Origin of the sequence: Streptomyces sp. NPDC101237 (assembly GCF_044767465.1) — a bacterium.
GTDB classification, from domain to species: Bacteria; Actinomycetota; Actinomycetes; order Streptomycetales; family Streptomycetaceae; genus Streptomyces; species Streptomyces gramineus.
The window spans coordinates 351,914-368,293 of sequence record NZ_JBIWNY010000003.1 but is presented as its reverse complement, the minus strand read 5'-3'; the positions used below and the strand labels follow the sequence as shown (position 1 = coordinate 368,293).

At 69.4% G+C, this 16,380-nt stretch carries 15 protein-coding genes; 5 read left to right on the top strand and 10 right to left on the bottom strand.

Annotated elements, in window-relative coordinates; genetic code table 11:
* Positions 1-73: 73 nt before the first annotated feature.
* From ACIRQ9_RS07580 to ACIRQ9_RS07565, 4 genes are all read right to left on the bottom strand, one after another.
* Positions 74-1,711 (bottom strand): cytochrome bc complex cytochrome b subunit, encoded by a 1,638-nt coding sequence (locus ACIRQ9_RS07580; protein WP_404168137.1) that lies wholly within the window; start codon positions 1,709-1,711, stop codon positions 74-76.
* On the bottom strand, positions 1,708-2,766 hold the full coding sequence (locus tag ACIRQ9_RS07575; protein WP_404168135.1) for a Rieske 2Fe-2S domain-containing protein: 1,059 nt from the start codon (positions 2,764-2,766) through the stop codon (positions 1,708-1,710). Before ACIRQ9_RS07575 ends, ACIRQ9_RS07580 begins: the two co-directional genes overlap by 4 nt.
* Positions 2,763-3,575, bottom strand: a complete 813-nt coding sequence (locus ACIRQ9_RS07570; protein WP_404168133.1) for a cytochrome c — start codon at positions 3,573-3,575, stop codon at positions 2,763-2,765. Before ACIRQ9_RS07570 ends, ACIRQ9_RS07575 begins: the two co-directional genes overlap by 4 nt.
* 78 nt (positions 3,576-3,653) lie before the next feature.
* Entirely contained in the window at positions 3,654-4,274 is a 621-nt protein-coding gene (locus ACIRQ9_RS07565) for a heme-copper oxidase subunit III (RefSeq protein ID WP_351325272.1), read from the bottom strand.
* 178 nt (positions 4,275-4,452) lie between these two features.
* Here ACIRQ9_RS07565 and ACIRQ9_RS07560 point away from each other — a divergent pair, with 178 nt between their 5' ends.
* Positions 4,453-4,854 (top strand): hypothetical protein, encoded by a 402-nt coding sequence (locus ACIRQ9_RS07560; protein ID WP_363013827.1) that lies wholly within the window; start codon positions 4,453-4,455, stop codon positions 4,852-4,854.
* A 104-nt stretch (positions 4,855-4,958) separates the two neighbouring features.
* Here the strand turns inward: ACIRQ9_RS07560 and ACIRQ9_RS07555 are convergent, their stop codons facing one another.
* The 4 genes from ACIRQ9_RS07555 to coxB form a co-directional block, all read right to left on the bottom strand.
* The gene (locus ACIRQ9_RS07555; protein ID WP_404168131.1) at positions 4,959-6,221 is read right to left on the bottom strand and encodes an Ig-like domain-containing protein; all 1,263 of its coding nucleotides are present in this window, start codon (positions 6,219-6,221) and stop codon (positions 4,959-4,961) included.
* A 152-nt stretch (positions 6,222-6,373) separates the two neighbouring features.
* Positions 6,374-6,772 carry a cytochrome c oxidase subunit 4 gene (locus ACIRQ9_RS07550; RefSeq protein ID WP_046727399.1) on the bottom strand — a complete coding sequence of 133 codons (399 nt, stop codon included), beginning with the start codon at positions 6,770-6,772 and terminating at the stop codon, positions 6,374-6,376.
* On the bottom strand, positions 6,769-8,499 hold the full coding sequence (ctaD, locus tag ACIRQ9_RS07545) for a cytochrome c oxidase subunit I (protein ID WP_351325279.1): 1,731 nt from the start codon (positions 8,497-8,499) through the stop codon (positions 6,769-6,771). The genes ACIRQ9_RS07550 and ctaD overlap by 4 nt, the downstream gene beginning before the upstream one ends.
* Complete coding sequence (coxB, locus tag ACIRQ9_RS07540; protein WP_404168129.1) at positions 8,496-9,458, bottom strand: cytochrome c oxidase subunit II; 963 nt, start codon at positions 9,456-9,458, stop codon at positions 8,496-8,498. Before coxB ends, ctaD begins: the two co-directional genes overlap by 4 nt.
* Before the next feature lie 327 nt (positions 9,459-9,785).
* Here coxB and ACIRQ9_RS07535 point away from each other — a divergent pair, with 327 nt between their 5' ends.
* A complete protein-coding gene (locus ACIRQ9_RS07535; RefSeq protein WP_404168127.1) occupies positions 9,786-11,162 on the top strand; it encodes a cysteine desulfurase/sulfurtransferase TusA family protein in 1,377 nt (458 codons plus the stop codon).
* 67 nt (positions 11,163-11,229) lie between these two features.
* Here ACIRQ9_RS07535 and ACIRQ9_RS07530 read toward each other — a convergent pair whose 3' ends face one another.
* Positions 11,230-12,204: a carbohydrate kinase family protein gene (locus tag ACIRQ9_RS07530; RefSeq protein WP_404168125.1), complete on the bottom strand. Its 975-nt coding sequence runs from the start codon at positions 12,202-12,204 to the stop codon at positions 11,230-11,232.
* 131 nt (positions 12,205-12,335) lie between these two features.
* Here ACIRQ9_RS07530 and ACIRQ9_RS07525 point away from each other — a divergent pair, with 131 nt between their 5' ends.
* Entirely contained in the window at positions 12,336-12,545 is a 210-nt protein-coding gene (locus ACIRQ9_RS07525; RefSeq protein WP_404168123.1) for a hypothetical protein, read from the top strand.
* 104 nt (positions 12,546-12,649) lie between these two features.
* Positions 12,650-14,434, top strand: a complete 1,785-nt coding sequence (locus ACIRQ9_RS07520; protein WP_404168121.1) for a hypothetical protein — start codon at positions 12,650-12,652, stop codon at positions 14,432-14,434.
* 69 nt (positions 14,435-14,503) lie between these two features.
* Here ACIRQ9_RS07520 and ACIRQ9_RS07515 read toward each other — a convergent pair whose 3' ends face one another.
* Positions 14,504-14,860: an iron-sulfur cluster assembly accessory protein gene (locus ACIRQ9_RS07515; protein WP_030951236.1), complete on the bottom strand. Its 357-nt coding sequence runs from the start codon at positions 14,858-14,860 to the stop codon at positions 14,504-14,506.
* Positions 14,861-15,186: 326 nt separating this feature from the next.
* Here ACIRQ9_RS07515 and nadA point away from each other — a divergent pair, with 326 nt between their 5' ends.
* Entirely contained in the window at positions 15,187-16,371 is a 1,185-nt protein-coding gene (gene nadA, locus ACIRQ9_RS07510) for a quinolinate synthase NadA (RefSeq protein ID WP_404168119.1), read from the top strand.
* The last annotated feature ends 9 nt before the right edge of the window (positions 16,372-16,380 follow it).

Below are 16,380 nucleotides of genomic sequence, written 5' to 3'. Positions count from 1 at the left end.
CCGGACACGGCGAAGGGCCCCCGTCCGTACCCCGGACGGGGGCCCTTCGGCCGTCGTGTGGCGACGCGGTCGATCAGTGGTGGCCGTGGCCGCTCGTGATCTCCTTGTACTCCTCGACGGTGGGCTTCGGGATCTGGCTGTCCTCGCCGTAGTAGGCGCTGCTCAGCTTGGCGCGGAGCTTCTCGGACCCCTTGATCTTGCGCTCGACACCGTTCTCGTCGACCCCCGCGCCGACCTCGGCCGGCTCGTACTGGTGGTGGGCCGTGAGGGTGTGCAGCTGCTCCTGGCTGAGCGGCTCGTGCACCTCGATGAACTCACCGTGCGGCAGCCGCTTGATGATGCCGGTCTCGCGACCGTGCAGCACCTTCTCGCGGTCCCGGCGCTGCAGGCCGAGGCAGATCCGCTTGGTGACGATGAACGCGATGACCGGTCCGGCGAAGAAGAAGATCCGGACGAACCAGGTCACGTCGTTGATCGACAGGTGGAAGTGGGTGGCGATGAGGTCGTTGCCACCACCGACCAGCCCGATCATGTACACGGTCACCCAGGCGACACCGAACCCGGTACGGGTCGGGGCGTTGCGCGGCCGGTCCAGGATGTGGTGCTCGCTCTTGTCGCCGGTGACCCAGGACTCGATGAACGGGTAGACCGCGATGACGCCCAGCACCAGTCCGAACAGGACGAGCGGGATGAACACGCCGAGGACCAGCGTGTGGCCCCAGAAGTTGATCTCCCAGCCCGGCATGTACCGGATCAGGCCCTCGGCGAAGCCCATGTACCAGTCGGGCTGGGCGCCGGTGGACACCTGGTCCGGACGGTAGGGGCCGATGGCCCACACCGGGTTGATCTGGGTGGTCGCCGCGATGGCCGCGATGACACCGAAGACCAGGAAGAAGAAGCCTCCGGCCTTGGCCATGTAGACCGGCAGCAGCGGCATGCCGACGACGTTCTTCTCGGTCTTTCCGGGACCCGCGAACTGCGTGTGCTTGTGGTAGAAGACCAGGATCAGGTGGCCGACCATCAGGCCGAGCATGATGCCCGGCAGCAGCAGGATGTGGATCGAGTAGAACCGCGCCACGAAGTCGTGGCCCGGGAACTCGCCGCCGAAGAGGAAGTACGAGATGTACGTGCCGACGATCGGCGTCGACAGGATGGCGCCCTCGGTGAAGCGGACGCCGGTACCGGAGAGCAGGTCGTCCGGGAGCGAGTAGCCGGTGAAGCCGGTGAACATGCCGAGGACGAACAGCAGGAAGCCGAACATCCAGTTGATCTCACGCGGCTTGCGGAAGGCGCCCGTGAAGAACACGCGCATCATGTGCACGAACATGCCCGCGAGGAAGATCAGCGCGGCCCAGTGGTGGATCTGCCGGATGAGCAGGCCACCGCGCACGTCGAAGGAGATGTGCAGGGTCGAGTTGAACGCCTCCGACATCATCTGCCCCTGGAGCGGGACATAGCTGCCGTGGTACGTCACCTCGTTCATCGACGGGTGGAAGAACAGCGTCAGATAGACACCCGTCAGGATGATGATGATGAAGCTGTACATGCACACTTCGCCCAGCATGAACGACCAGTGGTCGGGGAAGATCTTGCGCATGTTGGACTTGGCGAGGGAGTAGATCCCGAGCCGTCCGTCGGCCCAGTCGGCGACACGCTCGCCGGCCGGAGCCTTCCCGCGTGCGCGGGTCTCGTCGTTCGTCGTAGTGCTCATCCGCGCTCCCAGAAAGCAGGACCGACGGGCTCCTCGAAGTCGCCGAGCGCCTGGAGGTAGCCCTCCTCGCTCACACCGATGCGCAGCTGCGGCAGGGCGTGACCGGCCGGGCCGAAGATCACTCGGGCACCGTCGGAGAGGTCGAAGGTGGACTGGTGGCACGGGCAGAGCACGTGGTGGGTCTGCTGCTCGTACAGCGAGATCGGACAGCCCACGTGGGTGCAGATCTTCGAGTAGGCCACGATGCCCTCGTGGGACCACTCCAGCTCGCGCTTGTCCTTGATGTTGTCCGGCTGCAGCCGGATGATCATCAGGGCCGCCTTCGCCATCACGTTCTGGAAGTCCTCCTGGGACTCCTCGACGCCCTCGGGCTTGGCGAAGGTCAGCGAGCCGACGGCGACGTCGGAGGGACGCAGCGGCTCGTTGGTGTTCATGTTGACGAGCAGCTTGCCCTTGGACCACGCCGTGTGCCGCAGCGAGGTGCCGGGCAGCGGGCCGAGGTCGCGCAGCAGCACGACACCGGAGAGCGGGACCAGGGTCAGCGCGCCGAACATCGTGTTGCGGATCAGCTTGCGCCGGCCGAGCGCCGACTCCTTGGCGCCCTGCTTGAAGTCCGCGTGGACCTTGGCGCGGACCTCGGGGCTCGCCTCGATCGGGTGCCGCTCGTCGGCGACCTCCACGTCGGACATCAGGGTGCGGGCCCAGTGGACCGCGCCCGCGCCGATGCAGAACAGCGCCACACCGAGGGTCAGGCCCAGCGCGAAGTTCAGCGCGCTGATGTGACCGAGCGGGAAGACGAAGATCGACTTGTCCTTCGGGATCGTCACGTAGGACGCGATGAACCCGACGGTGGCCAGCATCGACACCGTGAACAGCAGGGCGACGACGCGCTCGGACCGCTTGGCGGCCCGCTCGTCGATGTCCTGGATCCGGTGCTCGTGGGGCGGCAGACCGGGGTCGGCGAACGGGTCCTTCTCGTCCGCGACGCTCACGGCACCGTGCGCGTGTCCCTGCCCAGCGGGCAGGTTCTCTTCTGGAATCTCTTGGCTACTCATGACTTCTTGGCCTTTGCGGTCCGAGCGGCGACCCAGACGGCGACGGCGATCAGGGCGCCGAGACCGAAGATCCAGGCGAACAGACCCTCACTGACCGGCCCGAGGCCGCCCAGGTCGAGACCGCCGGGGTTCGTCGTCTTGGAGCTGTTGACCGCGTCGAGGTACGCGATGATGTCCTTCTTGTTCTTCTCGGACAGCGTCGTGTCGGGGAAGGACGGCATGTTCTGCGGGCCCGTCTGCATGGCCTCGTAGATGTGCTTCGGGGCGACGTCCTGCAGGGTCGGCGCGAACTTGCCCTTGGTCAGCGCACCACCCGCACCCACGAAGTTGTGGCACTGCGCGCAGTTGGTGCGGAACAGCTCGCCGCCGGCGGCGATGTCGGCGCCGCCCGGGCCGTACTGCTCCTTGGTGGGCACCTGGGGACCGGCGCCCAGCGAGGCGATGTACGCCGCGAGCTGGTCGATCTGGGCCTGGCTGTAGATGTTCTTCTTCTTGACGACCTGCGGGCCCTGCGAGGTGGCGGCCGGCATACGGCCGGTGCCGACCTGGAAGTCGACCGCGGCGGCGCCCACGCCGACCAGGCTGGGGCCGTCGGACGAACCCTGACCGCCGGTGCCGTGGCAGCTGGCACAGCCGACCGAGTAGAGCTTCTTGCCCTCCTCAATGGTCAGGGACTGGGAGGTCTCGTCGGCCTGCGCCCGGCCCGCGGGCGCGAACGCGGCGTACAGCCCCCCAGTGGCCGCCAGCGCAAAGAGTAGGACGACGACCGCCGCCAGCGGATGGCGTCGTCGTGCGGAGAGCTTTTTCACGGATTACCCCGGTGTCAGGATCTTCTGCGTCGATGCTTCTGGGTGGTGCGCTTGTGCAGCGCGTGGAGCCGGCCCCGGCTACTTGATCAGGTAGATCGTGGCGAAAAGGCCGATCCAGACGACATCGACGAAGTGCCAGTAGTAGGACACGACGATGGCCGCGGTCGCCTGCTCGTGCGTGAAGCGCTTCGCCGCGTAGGTGCGGCCGAGAACGAACAGGAAGGCGATGAGGCCGCCCGTCACGTGCATGCCGTGGAAGCCAGTGGTCAGGTAGAACACCGAGCCGTACGGGTCGGAGGAGAGCGAGATGCCGTCCTCCTTCACCAGGTTGGTGTACTCGTAGATCTGACCGCCGATGAAGATCGCGCCCATCACGAAGGTGATGATGAACCAGCCCCGGAGCTTCTTCACGTCCCCGCGCTCGGCGGCGAACACGCCGAGCTGGCAGGTCAGGGAGGAGAGCACCAGGATCGTCGTGTTGGTCGCGGAGAACGGAATGTTGAGATGGCTCGCCATCTCCTTCCAGTGATCCGGACCGGTCACCGATCGCAGGGTGAAGTACATCGCGAAGAGGGCCGCGAAGAACATCAGCTCGGAACTCAGCCAGATGATGGTTCCGACGCTGGTGAGGTTCGGCCGATTGACCGACGGGTGCGCGTGCCCGGTTTCTACTGTCGTTGCTGTCGCCACGACCGACATTATGTCGGTCGCTTATCTCGCGCTCACTCCGGGGGGTGCCGTTCGGGGTGTCCGCACCGTGTGTACTGCCCGGATGGCCCATCGAAGCGGTGTTCCAACAGGTGTTGACGAGGTGTCCGGGGGAGTAGCATCCGGCGCATCGGTCCTGTCCGTACGACGCTGACGCCTCGGAGGAAGAATGCAGCCGACCGCCACGGTGCTGGTCTACAGCGACGACTCCAACACCCGCGAGCAGGTCCGGCTGGCCGCCGGCCGGCGCCCGGCCCCCGATGTGCCCCTCGTCGAGTTCGTGGAGTGCGCGACGCCCCAGGCGGTCGTCACCGAACTGGACAAGGGCGGCATCGACGTCTGCGTGCTGGACGGCGAGGCCGTGCCGCTGGGGGGCATGGGCGTGTGCCGGCAGATCAAGGACGAGGTGTTCAACTGTCCGCCGGTGCTGCTGCTGATCGGCCGGCCGCAGGACGCCTGGCTGGCCACCTGGAGCCGCGCGGACGCGGCGGTGACGCTGCCGGTGGACCCGGTGGAGTTCGCGGCCTCGCTGGCCGCCCTGCTGCGCCAGCGGAGGCTGCAGAGCGCCTAGGGGAGGCCGGGGCGCGGTGCCTGCGCGGTCGCGGGCCCGTGGGGGCCGCCGGTGCCCACGGGGCGGCCGCCGCGACGTGGGCGCCGCCCCGCGCCCCTGGCCCCTCACAGTGACGCGGGCTGCAGACGGGCCGCGTTCTGGGGGTTCTGGGTGGTCTGGGTGCCGCCGGTGAGGGCGCTGCCGGCCCGCCAGTCCTTCCAGGACAGGTTCCAGTCGCCGAAGCCGTTGCCGAAGTGCTCCATCTCCTCGCCGTTGGAGTTGACGACCTTCACCAGGTCACCCGGGTGGAAGGCGTCGAAGAACCACTCGGCGTTCGAGGTGCTCATGCCGGTGCAGCCGTGGCTGACGTTCGCGTACCCCTGGGAGCCCACCGACCAGGGCGCGGCGTGCACGTACTCACCCGACCAGGTCACCCGGGTGGCGTAGTAGACCGGCAGGTCGTAGGAGTCCGAGGTGCCCTCGGCGATGCCGACGGTGGAACCGCGCATGCGTACGAAGTACTGCTTCTCCAGGACGACCTTGACGCCGTTGCGGGTCTCGAAGCCCGGCTTGCCGGTGGTGATGGGGATCTGGTTGATCTCCTTGTCGTTCTTGTAGACCGTCATCTGGTGGGCGCCGGCGTCCGTGACGGCGAGGAGCTTGTCGCCCGTGGTGAGCTTCAGGGGCGCGGCCGCGCCGCCCCACAGGCGGTCGCTGATCCTGATGCCGTCCAGGTTGCTGCGCACCTGGAGGGTGGCGTGCGCGGGCCAGTAGTCCTTGGGCCGGTAGTGGAGCTCCTTGTCGCTCACCCAGTACCAGGACCCCTCGACGGCGGGGACCGAGTCGACCCGCAGGCCGCGCTCCACGACGGCCCGCTGGGCCTTGTCCTTGACGGGCTGGTCGAGTTGGGCGGTGACGGGCTGGCCCACGCCGTACTCGCCCGCCTTGGGGCCGAAGGTGACCTTCAGCCGCTGCTGCGTGGTGGGCTTGCTGGTGTCGAAGGTGAGGGTCTTGCGGCCCGGCACGCCGTCCTCGTCCTCGGTGCTCACCTGGACCGTGTAGTGGGCGTCGGCGGCCAGCGGGGAGGTGCTGTGCCAGCGGCGCCCGTCGGCGTCGAGTTCGCCCGCCACGACGCGACCGGTGGCGTCCTGGGCCGTGACGTCCGTGATCCGGTCCTCGTCGTTCTTGGCGACGACCTCCAGCGGCTTGTCGGGATCGGCCCGCTTCCCGGCGCCGGTGGGGGTGTTGAAGGAGATCTGGTCCGCCGCGTCGTGCGGCTTCTCCGACAGTGGGTTGCCGCTGGATCCGCAAGCGGTGATGCCCGCTCCGAGGGCGGTCACCAGCAGGGCGCAGCTGACGACGGTGCGGGCGCACGGAGTCTGACTCATATGGTCACGTTATGAGAGGTTTTCGGGACCGGCATGCCGGATGACCCGTACGGGTGACGCCACTGCGCCGAAGGCGGGAGCCGCCCCCGCAACGCCGGGAGCCCGGACCCTCCTGACGGAGGATCCGGGCTCCCGGTGCGTTCGGTACGTGCCTACTGGGTGCGGTTCTCACCGCGGTAGTACTCGAACACCCAGCCGAAGAGGCCGATCATGATGATGGGCGCCGAGAAGTACAGCAGCCACCAGCCGACCGCGACACCGAGGAAGGCGAGCGCGCCGCCGACACCGAGGGCGAGCGGCTGCCAGCTGTGCGGGCTGAAGAAGCCCACCTCGCCGGCCTCGTCCGCGACGTCGGCCTCCTTGTTGTCCTGGGCACCGGCGTCCACCCGCGAGGCCGTGAAGCCCAGGTAGAAGCCGATCATGATGCACAGGCCGAAGGCCATGAAGAGCGCCGTGGTACCGGCCGCCTCCTTCGACCACACGCCATAGACGATCGCCATGGCGAGGACGAAGACGCTCAGCCACACGAACATGCGGCCCTGGATCTTCACTTGCCGGCCTCCTTGCTGCCCGCGACAGCGGCGGCGGCGTGGCCGTGCTCCAGCTGCTCCAGGGCGGCGATCTCAGGGTGGTGCAGGTCGAACGCCGGGGACTCGCTGCGGATCCGCGGCAGGGTGAGGAAGTTGTGCCGCGGCGGCGGGCAGGAGGTCGCCCACTCCAGCGAGCGGCCGTAGCCCCACGGGTCGTCGACCTCGACCTTCTTGCCGTACTTGGCCGTCTTCCAGACGTTGTAGAGGAACGGCAGGATCGACAGGCCGAGCAGGAAGGAGCTGATCGAGGAGATCGTGTTCAGCGTGGTGAAGCCGTCGGCCGCCAGGTAGTCGGCGTACCGGCGCGGCATGCCCTCGGCGCCCAGCCAGTGCTGGACCAGGAAGGTGCCGTGGAAGCCGACGAACAGCGTCCAGAAGGTGATCTTGCCGAGACGCTCGTCGAGCATCTTGCCCGTCATCTTCGGCCACCAGAAGTGGAAGCCGGAGAACATCGCGAAGACGACCGTGCCGAAGACCACGTAGTGGAAGTGGGCCACCACGAAGTACGAGTCCGAGACGTGGAAGTCCATCGGCGGCGAGGCCAGGATGACACCGGTCAGACCACCGAAGGTGAAGGTGATCAGGAAGCCGGTGGCCCACAGCATCGGGGTCTCGAAACTCAGTGACCCCTTCCACATGGTGCCGATCCAGTTGAAGAACTTCACGCCTGTCGGGACCGCGATCAGGAACGTCATGAAGGAGAAGAACGGCAGCAGCACACCGCCGGTGACGTACATGTGGTGCGCCCACACCGTCACGGACAGACCGGCGATCGCGATGGTCGCCGCGATCAGGCCCATGTAGCCGAACATCGGCTTGCGGGAGAAGACCGGGATGACCTCGGAGATGATGCCGAAGAACGGCAGCGCGATGATGTACACCTCTGGATGTCCGAAGAACCAGAAGAGGTGTTGCCACAGCAGCGCTCCGCCGTTGGCCGCGTCGAAGACGTGTGCCCCGAATTTCCGATCCGCCTCCAGCGCGAACAGCGCGGCGGCGAGGACGGGGAAGGCGAGCAGGACCAGGACGGCGGTCAGCAGCACGTTCCACACGAAGATCGGCATGCGGAACATCGTCATGCCCGGTGCGCGCATGCAGATGATCGTGGTGATGAAGTTGACCGCGCCGAGGATGGTGCCGAAGCCGGAGAAGGCCAGACCCATGATCCACATGTCGGCGCCGATGCCCGGCGAGCGGACCGCGTCCGACAGCGGCGAGTACGCGAACCAGCCGAAGTCGGCCGCGCCCTGCGGGGTGAGGAAGCCGCCGACCGCGATGGTCGAGCCGAACAGGTAGAGCCAGTAGGCGAACATGTTCAGCCGCGGGAACGCGACGTCGGGCGCGCCGATCTGGAGCGGCATGATCCAGTTGGTGAAGCCCGCGAACAGCGGCGTCGCGAACATCAGCAGCATGATCGTGCCGTGCATCGTGAACGCCTGGTTGAACTGCTCGTTCGACATGATCTGCAGACCGGGGCGAGCGAGTTCGGCGCGCATGAGCAGCGCCATCACTCCACCGATCAGGAAGAACGCGAACGAGGTGACCAGATAGAGCGTTCCGATGGTCTTGTGGTCGGTGGTCGTCAGCCACTTCACCACGACATTGCCGGGCTGCTTGCGCCTGACCGGCAGCTCGTCAGCGTACGAGCCTTCAGCCGCGGCACCCTGGGGTTCGTTGAGGATGCTCACAGGTTGTTCGTCTCCCGGTTCTTCTCGTGGCTCGTCTGCGCGATGCCGGCGGGAATGTAACCGGTCTGCCCCTTCTTGACGAGGTCCTTGAGGTGCTGCTGGTAGCGCTCAGGAGAGACGACCTTCACGTTGAACAGCATCCGGGAGTGGTCGACGCCGCAGAGCTCGGCGCACTTGCCGAGGAAGGTGCCCTCCTGATTGGGGGTCACCTGGAAGGCGTTGGTGTGGCCCGGGACGACGTCCATCTTCATCAGGAACGGCACCACCCAGAAGTCGTGGATGACGTCACGGGAGGTGAGGACGAAGCGGACGGTCTCGCCCTTGGGGAGCCAGAGCGTCGGACCGGGGTTGCCGGTCTGCGGGTTCTTGACGCCCGGCGTGCCGACGTCGTAGACGCCGCCGGCAGCGGCCGGGAACTCCTTCTTGAACCGGTCCGGAATGGCGGCCAGGTTCGCGTCGGTCTTCGCGTCGCCGGGGACACCGTCGACGGGCGTGATGTAGTTGAAGCCCCAGCTCCACTGGAAGCCGACCACGTTGACCGTGACGTCGGGCTTCTTGTCGGTGAGGCTGAGCAGCTTCGTCTCGTCACGCGCGGTGAAGTAGAACAGCACCGAGACGATGATGAGCGGAACCACCGTGTACAGCGCTTCGATCGGCATGTTGTACCGGGTCTGGGCCGGCACCTCGATCTTGGTGCGGCTGCGCCGGTGGAAGATGGCGCTCCAGATGATCAGACCCCACACCAGCACGCCGACGACGAGCGCGGCGGCCCAGGAGCCCTGCCACAGGGAGAGGATCCGCGGAGCCTCTTCCGTGGTGGGGGTGGGCATACCAAGGCGGGGGAAGTCCTTGTATGTGCATCCGGTAGCGGATGCCAGGACCAGGCCCGCGGTCATAGCCTGCAGCAGCTTCCGCCGCATCGGGCGCCGCGGCGAGCGGTCGGAGCCGTTGGGACTCACGTAGCGCCTTCCCGAGAGTCTCGCCCGCGCGGTTCGGCTGCGGCCTTCTGGCTGGTCGGTCGCCGCCCTGCGTCGGGCAGGGTTTGGATGTTTATGCGGACCAAACCCTAGCCGACGCCGTTAGGGGGTTCGCGGGGAGGGGGTCATACGCGCCGCGGGTCACCCCGTAGGGGTGGGAAAGCACGCCCAATAGCTCGGGTTGTAGCGGTTTGTGTGGCGAGTGGGGGTGCCACGTGCCTCGTCGCGCCGCTCCTCCCCGAGCCTTCGGCCGGGGGTGCCCCCGACACCCCCGGGTCGCCGCACTCGGGGACGTTTTAACGTTGCCGTGTGTCCTACTTCGACGCAGCGTCGGCTGCACCCCTCCATCCCGTCGCCCGGCAGGCGCTGTTGGCCGCCCTGGACGACGGGTGGGCCGATCCCTCCCGGCTCTACCGCGAGGGCCGCAGGGCCCGGATGCTGCTGGACGCCGCGCGGGAGGCGGCCGCCGAGGCGGTCGGCTGCCGGGCGGACGAACTGACGTTCACCCCGTCCGGAACACGGGCCGTCCACACCGGCGTCGGCGGGGCGTTGGCCGGCCGCCGGCGCACCGGACGTCACCTGATCGTGTCAGCCGTCGAACACTCCTCCGTACTCCATTCGGCCGAGGTGTTCGAGGCGGAGGGCGGGACGGTGACCCGGGTGCCGGTGCGGCGGACGGGCGCGGTGGACCCCGACTCCTACGCGGACGCCCTGCGGTCCGACACCGCGCTCGCCTGCCTCCAGTCGGCCAACCACGAGGTGGGCACCGTGCAGCCGGTCGCGGCCGTCGCCGAGGCGTGCCGGGCGGCCGGGGTGCCGTTGCTGGTGGACGCGGCGCAGTCGCTGGGGTGGGGACCCGTCGAGGGCGACTGGTCGCTGCTGACCGCGAGCGCGCACAAGTGGGGCGGGCCGAGCGGGGTAGGGCTGCTGGTGGTGCGCAAGGGGGTGCGGTTCGCTCCCCAAGGCGCCTCGGACGAGCGGGAATCGGGCCGGTCGCCCGGTTTCGAGAACCTGCCGGCGGTCGTCGCGGCGGCCGCGTCCCTGCGGGCGGTGCGGGCGGAGGCCGAGCGGGAGGCGGTACGGCTGCGGGAACTGACGGCGCGGATCCGGACGCGGGTGCCGCAGGCGGTGCCGGACGTGGAGGTGGTGGGCGACCCGGACCGGCGGCTGCCGGGTGTCGTCACCTTCTCCTGTCTCTATGTCGACGGGGAGACCCTGCTTCACGAGCTGGACCGCGAGGGCTTCTCCGTGTCCTCCGGATCCTCCTGCACGAGCAGCACGCTGACACCGAGCCATGTGCTCAGGGCGATGGGCGTGCTGAGCGAGGGGAACGTGCGGGTGTCGCTGCCACCGGGGGCCGCCGAGGCGGACGTCGACCGTTTCCTCGACGTGCTGCCGGGGGTGGTGGCGGGGGTGCGGGAGAAGCTGGACGCCCCGCCGGTGACGACGGCCGTCGGGGCGGCGGAGGTCGTCGTGGACTCCCTGGGCAAGCGGTGCCCGATCCCGGTCATCGAGCTGGCGAAGGTCATCGGGAGCGTGCCGGTGGGGGGCCTGGTCCGGGTGCTCTCGGACGACGAGGCCGCGCGCCTGGACATCCCGGCGTGGTGCGAGATGCGGGGCCAGGAGTACGTGGGCGAGGAGGCGGCGGAGAAGGGGACGGCGTACCTGGTGCGCCGGGTCGGCTGAGGCACGTCGTCGGGGGCGCGGGGGAACCGTGCGACCAGCTCCCGCGCGCGCCCGTCGTCCGGCGACGTCAGACCAGGTGCCCGCGCACCTCTTCGGCTGCCTCGTCCCCGTACGCCTTGGTGAACCGCTCCATGAAGTGGCCGCGGCGCAGCTGGTACTCCTGGGTGCCCACGGTCTCGATGACGAGCGTGGCGAGCATGCAGCCCACCTGGGCCGCCCGCTCCAGCGAGACACCCCAAACGAGCCCGGACAGGAACCCGGCGCGGAACGCGTCGCCGACGCCGGTCGGGTCCGCCTTGCGCTCCTCGTCGGGGCAGCCGACCTCGATGGCCTCCTCGCCGGCCCGCTCGATGCGCACCCCGCGGGCGCCCAGCGTGGTGACCCGGTGGCCGACCTTGCCGAGGATCTCCTCGTCGCTCCAGCCGGTCTTGGTCTCGATCAGGCCCTTCTCGTACTCGTTGGAGAAGAGGTAGGTGGCGCCGTCCAGCAGTATCCGGATCTCGTCGCCGTTCATCCGGGCGATCTGCTGGGAGAAGTCGGCGGCGAAGGGGATGGCGCGGGCCCGGCACTCCTCCGTGTGGCGGAGCATGCCCTCCGGGTCGTCCGCGCCGATCAGGACCAGGTCGAGGCCGCCGATCCGGTCGGCCACCGTCTTCAGCTCGATCAGCCGGGCCTCGCTCATGGCGCCCGTGTAGAAGGAGCCGATCTGGTTGTGGTCCGCGTCGGTCGTGCACACGAAGCGCGCGGTGTGCAGGGTCTCGGAGATGCGGACGGAGTCCGTGTCGACGCCGTGCCGGTCGAGCCAGGCCCGGTATTCGTCGAAGTCGAAGCCCGCCGCGCCGACCAGGACCGGGCGGGTGCCGAGCTGTCCCATGCCGAACGCGATGTTCGCGCCGACGCCGCCCCGCCGTACGTCCAGGTTGTCGACCAGGAACGACAGCGAGACCGTGTGCAACTGGTCCGCGACGAGCTGGTCGGCGAAGCGGCCGGGGAAGGTCATGAGGTGGTCGGTGGCGATGGAGCCGGTGACTGCGATGCGCACGGCTGGGACTCTCCTGAGGGGAGGCGTGAATGACAGTTAACGCTACCGGGTCGACCGGGGGCTCTGAAGGTGCCAAAACTACCCGATAGTAGATCTTTCTTCGCGGCCCCGGGCGTGCATACGGTTCGTTCATGACAAACCTCAAGGTCCAGGCTCCCGCTCCGGCCGACCTCGACGGCGACCTCGCGTCGCTGCGCGGGGACTGCGCCCGGATGGCCCCGCACTGGGCGGTTCCCGAGCACGGCGACGCCCGTCCGGTGCCGCCGTCGCTCATCCACGGGGTGACCGTGCCGAAGAAGTCCGCCAGGCTGCTGGACGCGATGTCCGACTACGGGGACTGACGCGCCCGGCGCGTTCACGGGGAACCGCGCGCTCCCCTCCCGCGTCCCATCGCCGTCCCCCGTGAAGGGGAGGCGCGATACGACACGCGGCGAGGAGCGATGCGGTGAAGAGCGAGCGACCCGAGAACGACGAGGACGCGGCCGCGGGTGGCACCGGGGAGCCCGTGGAGCCCCGGGAGCCGGCAGACGCGCCGCGGGCACCCGGCGCCGAGACCACCGAGCCCACCGCGCGTCCCGCGCGGGAAACGAGCGCCCCGGAGGCGCCACCGGAGACGGCCCCGGACGCCACCGCGGACGACACCGGGAGCCCCCGGCCCGCGGACGACGCCGGGTCGCCGGCCGCCGCCGACCCGGCGACCACCCCGGCAACCCCGGCAACCCCGGCAACCTCCGAGAGGGCCCCGGCGTCGGAGGACGCCTCCGCTCAGGACGTGACCCACGACAACGCCGAGGTGACGGCCCTCTCCGGTGCGGGCGAGGGGCCCGGGGACGAGCCCGGCCGTCCCGTACGGCGCCGGTCTCCGCTGATCGTCGCCTCCGTGGCCGTCGCCGTGCTGCTGGCCGGCGGGGGCGGGGCCTACGTCGCCGCGAGCGGCGGTTCCGGCGGCGGGACCGGAGCGGGGGCGGGCGCGTCCGGCGGTTCCGCTCCCCCGCCGCTGGCCCTGGACGGCCACTCCTCCGCGGGCAACGGCATCGCGCCGGGCGAACCCGATCCCTACGGCACGACCTACCGGGCGGACGGAAAGCTCCCGGACGGGCCCGGCTCGGCCGCGGTGTACCGGCCGGCCGGCGAGGTCCCCGCGGACAGGGTGGCCGCGCTGGCGAAGGCGCTCGGGGTCGAGGGCGCGCCGGTCGCCGAGGGCCGGGTGTGGAAGGTCGGCACCGACCACGACGGCTCCGGCGGCAGCCTCCAGGTCAACAAAGACGCCCCGGGGATCTGGACGTACACCCGCTACGCCCCCGGCACCGACAACTGCAAGGCCGGACCGGTGTGCGGCCGGGACCCGGGGGCACCGGCCCCGGCGCCGGTGAGCGTCGCCGTCGCCGAGAAGGCCGCCGCACCGGTTCTCGAGGCGCTCGGCCAGGGCGGCGCGAAACTCGACGCGAGCCAGGTCATGGGCGCCCAGCGGGCGGTGAACGCCGACCCGGTCGTGGGCGGGCTGCCCACCCACGGCTGGACGACCGGGCTCACCGTCGGCGGCAAGGGCGAGGTCGTCGGCGGCAACGGCATGCTCGCCACGCCCGTCAAGGGCGACACGTATCCGGTGCTGAGCGCCACAAGGACGCTCGGCCTGATGAACGCGGCGCCGCGGTCCGACCACCGGATGGGGATCGGCGGCTGCGCGAGCTCCGTACCGCTCAAGGACCGGCTGGAGCAGCCGTGCTCCGCGTCCTCGCCGTCCGCCTCCTCGGCCGTGGTCGAGGGCGCGGTGTTCGGGCTGGCCGCGCACTCCGTCGGCGGCCGGCAGACGCTGGTGCCGTCCTGGCTGTTCCGGGTGCGCGGCGCGGCGGACCCGTACACCGTCACCTATCCGGCGGTGGACCCGGCGTACCTGGCCTCCACCGCCTCACCGGCGCCGAGTTCGTCCCCGGGCGCCCCGAAGGACGTGAGGGTGGACGGCTACACGGCCGACGGCAGTGATCTGACCGTCGCCTTCACCGGCGGGGTGTGCGCCGACTACGCGGTCACCGCGGACGAGAGCGCACGGCAGGTGACGGTCGAGGTGACCGCGACGCCCTGGCCGGACAAGGTCTGCGTCATGATCGCCAAGCAGTACCACAAGACGGTGCGGCTGCACGCGCCGCTGGACGGCCGGAAGGTGGTCGGCGCGGACGGCCGGGCGGTCGCGAAGGAGAAGGCGACCCCGCTGGACCCGCAGGTGCGCTGAGACGGACGAAGGCGGCGGCCCCTCACCAGGAGGGACCGCCGCCTTCGTGCCGCTCGCCGTGCCGACGGCTCAGCTGAAGGAGTCGCCGCAGGCGCAGGAGCCGGTGGCGTTCGGGTTGTCGATCGTGAAGCCCTGCTTCTCGATGGTGTCGACGAAGTCGATCGACGCGCCGCCCAGGTACGGGGCGCTCATGCGGTCGGTCACGACCTTGACGCCGCCGAAGTCCTTGACGACGTCCCCGTCGAGGGAACGCTCGTCGAAGAAGAGCTGGTAGCGCAGGCCGGAGCAGCCGCCGGGCTGGACGGCGACGCGCAGCGCGAGGTCGTCACGGCCTTCCTGGTCGAGCAGGGCCTTCACCTTGGCCGCGGCGGCGTCACTGAGGATGATGCCGTCGGTGGCGGTGCTGGTCTCGTCCGATACGGACATCTACATCTCTCCCGGGTTGTACGGAGACTGCTTGCCGACGAGTGCAACCGGCGGGTCCGCTGTTTCATTCCGGGCCGGCATCGGCGTTCTCGCGTTTTCTCTACTTCTTCATGCTCGCACACGCCCGAAGTCACGCGCAGCGGTCTGTCGGCCACCCCACAGCCGCCCCGCCACCACCGGGCCGGCACCCCGTCACCGCTCCCCCGCAACCCTCCCGCGCGGGGCCGGGATTCACGTCACATGGACACAATGGCCTTCGTCAAAGTGACGTGAAGCGGTTATGATAGATAACGTCAGAACGACGAAAAGTAGAAAGGGTGCGTGTCGTGACCACCGCCCAGACCACGGAGCTCGACGTACAGCCGAGCCCGCTCGCCCTGCTGCTGCTCGGCCGCGAGGCCGACCCGAAGAGCGAGCGGGGTGTCGAATGCCCCGGCGACCTGCCCTCGCCGTCCGACCCCGACCTGGTCGCGCGCGCCCGCGCGGCCAAGGAGAAGCTCGGCGACAAGGTCTTCGTACTCGGCCACCACTACCAGCGCGACGAGGTCATCCAGTTCGCCGACGTCACGGGCGACTCCTTCAAGCTGGCCCGGGACGCGGCCGCCCGCCCGGAGGCCGAGTACATCGTCTTCTGCGGTGTGCACTTCATGGCCGAGTCCGCCGACATCCTGACCTCGGACGACCAGAAGGTGGTCCTGCCCGACCTGGCCGCCGGCTGCTCGATGGCCGACATGGCGACGGCCGAACAGGTCGCGGAGTGCTGGGACGTGCTGACCGAGGCCGGGATCGCCGACCAGGTCGTGCCCGTCTCGTACATGAACTCCTCCGCGGACATCAAGGCGTTCACCGGCAGGCACGGTGGCACCATCTGCACCTCGTCCAACGCGCAGCGGGCCCTGGAGTGGGCCTTCGAGCAGGGCGAGAAGGTGCTGTTCCTGCCCGACCAGCACCTGGGCCGCAACACCGCCGTGCGGGACATGGGGATGTCCCTGGACGACTGCGTGCTCTACAACCCGCACAAGCCGAACGGCGGCCTGACGGCCGAGCAGTTGCGCGACGCGAGGATGATCCTGTGGCGCGGCCACTGCTCGGTGCACGGCCGCTTCTCGCTGGAGTCGGTGCAGGACGTGCGCGAGCGCATCCCGGGCGTGAACGTCCTGGTCCACCCGGAGTGCCGCCACGAGGTGGTGGCCGCCGCGGACCTCGTCGGTTCCACCGAGTACATCATCAAGGCCCTGGAGGCCGCGCCGGCCGGCTCCAAGTGGGCGATCGGCACCGAGCTGAACCTGGTCCGCCGCCTGGCGAACCGTTTCGCCCCCGAGGACAAGGAGATCGTCTTCCTCGACCGGACGGTCTGCTTCTGCTCCACCATGAACCGCATCGACCTCCCCCACCTGGTCTGGACCCTGGAGTCGCTGGCCGAGGGCAACCTGGTCAACCGGATCGAGGTCGACCGGGAGACCGAGGCGTTCGCCAAGCTCGCCCTGGAGCGGATGCTGGCGCTGCCGTAGCCGTACCGC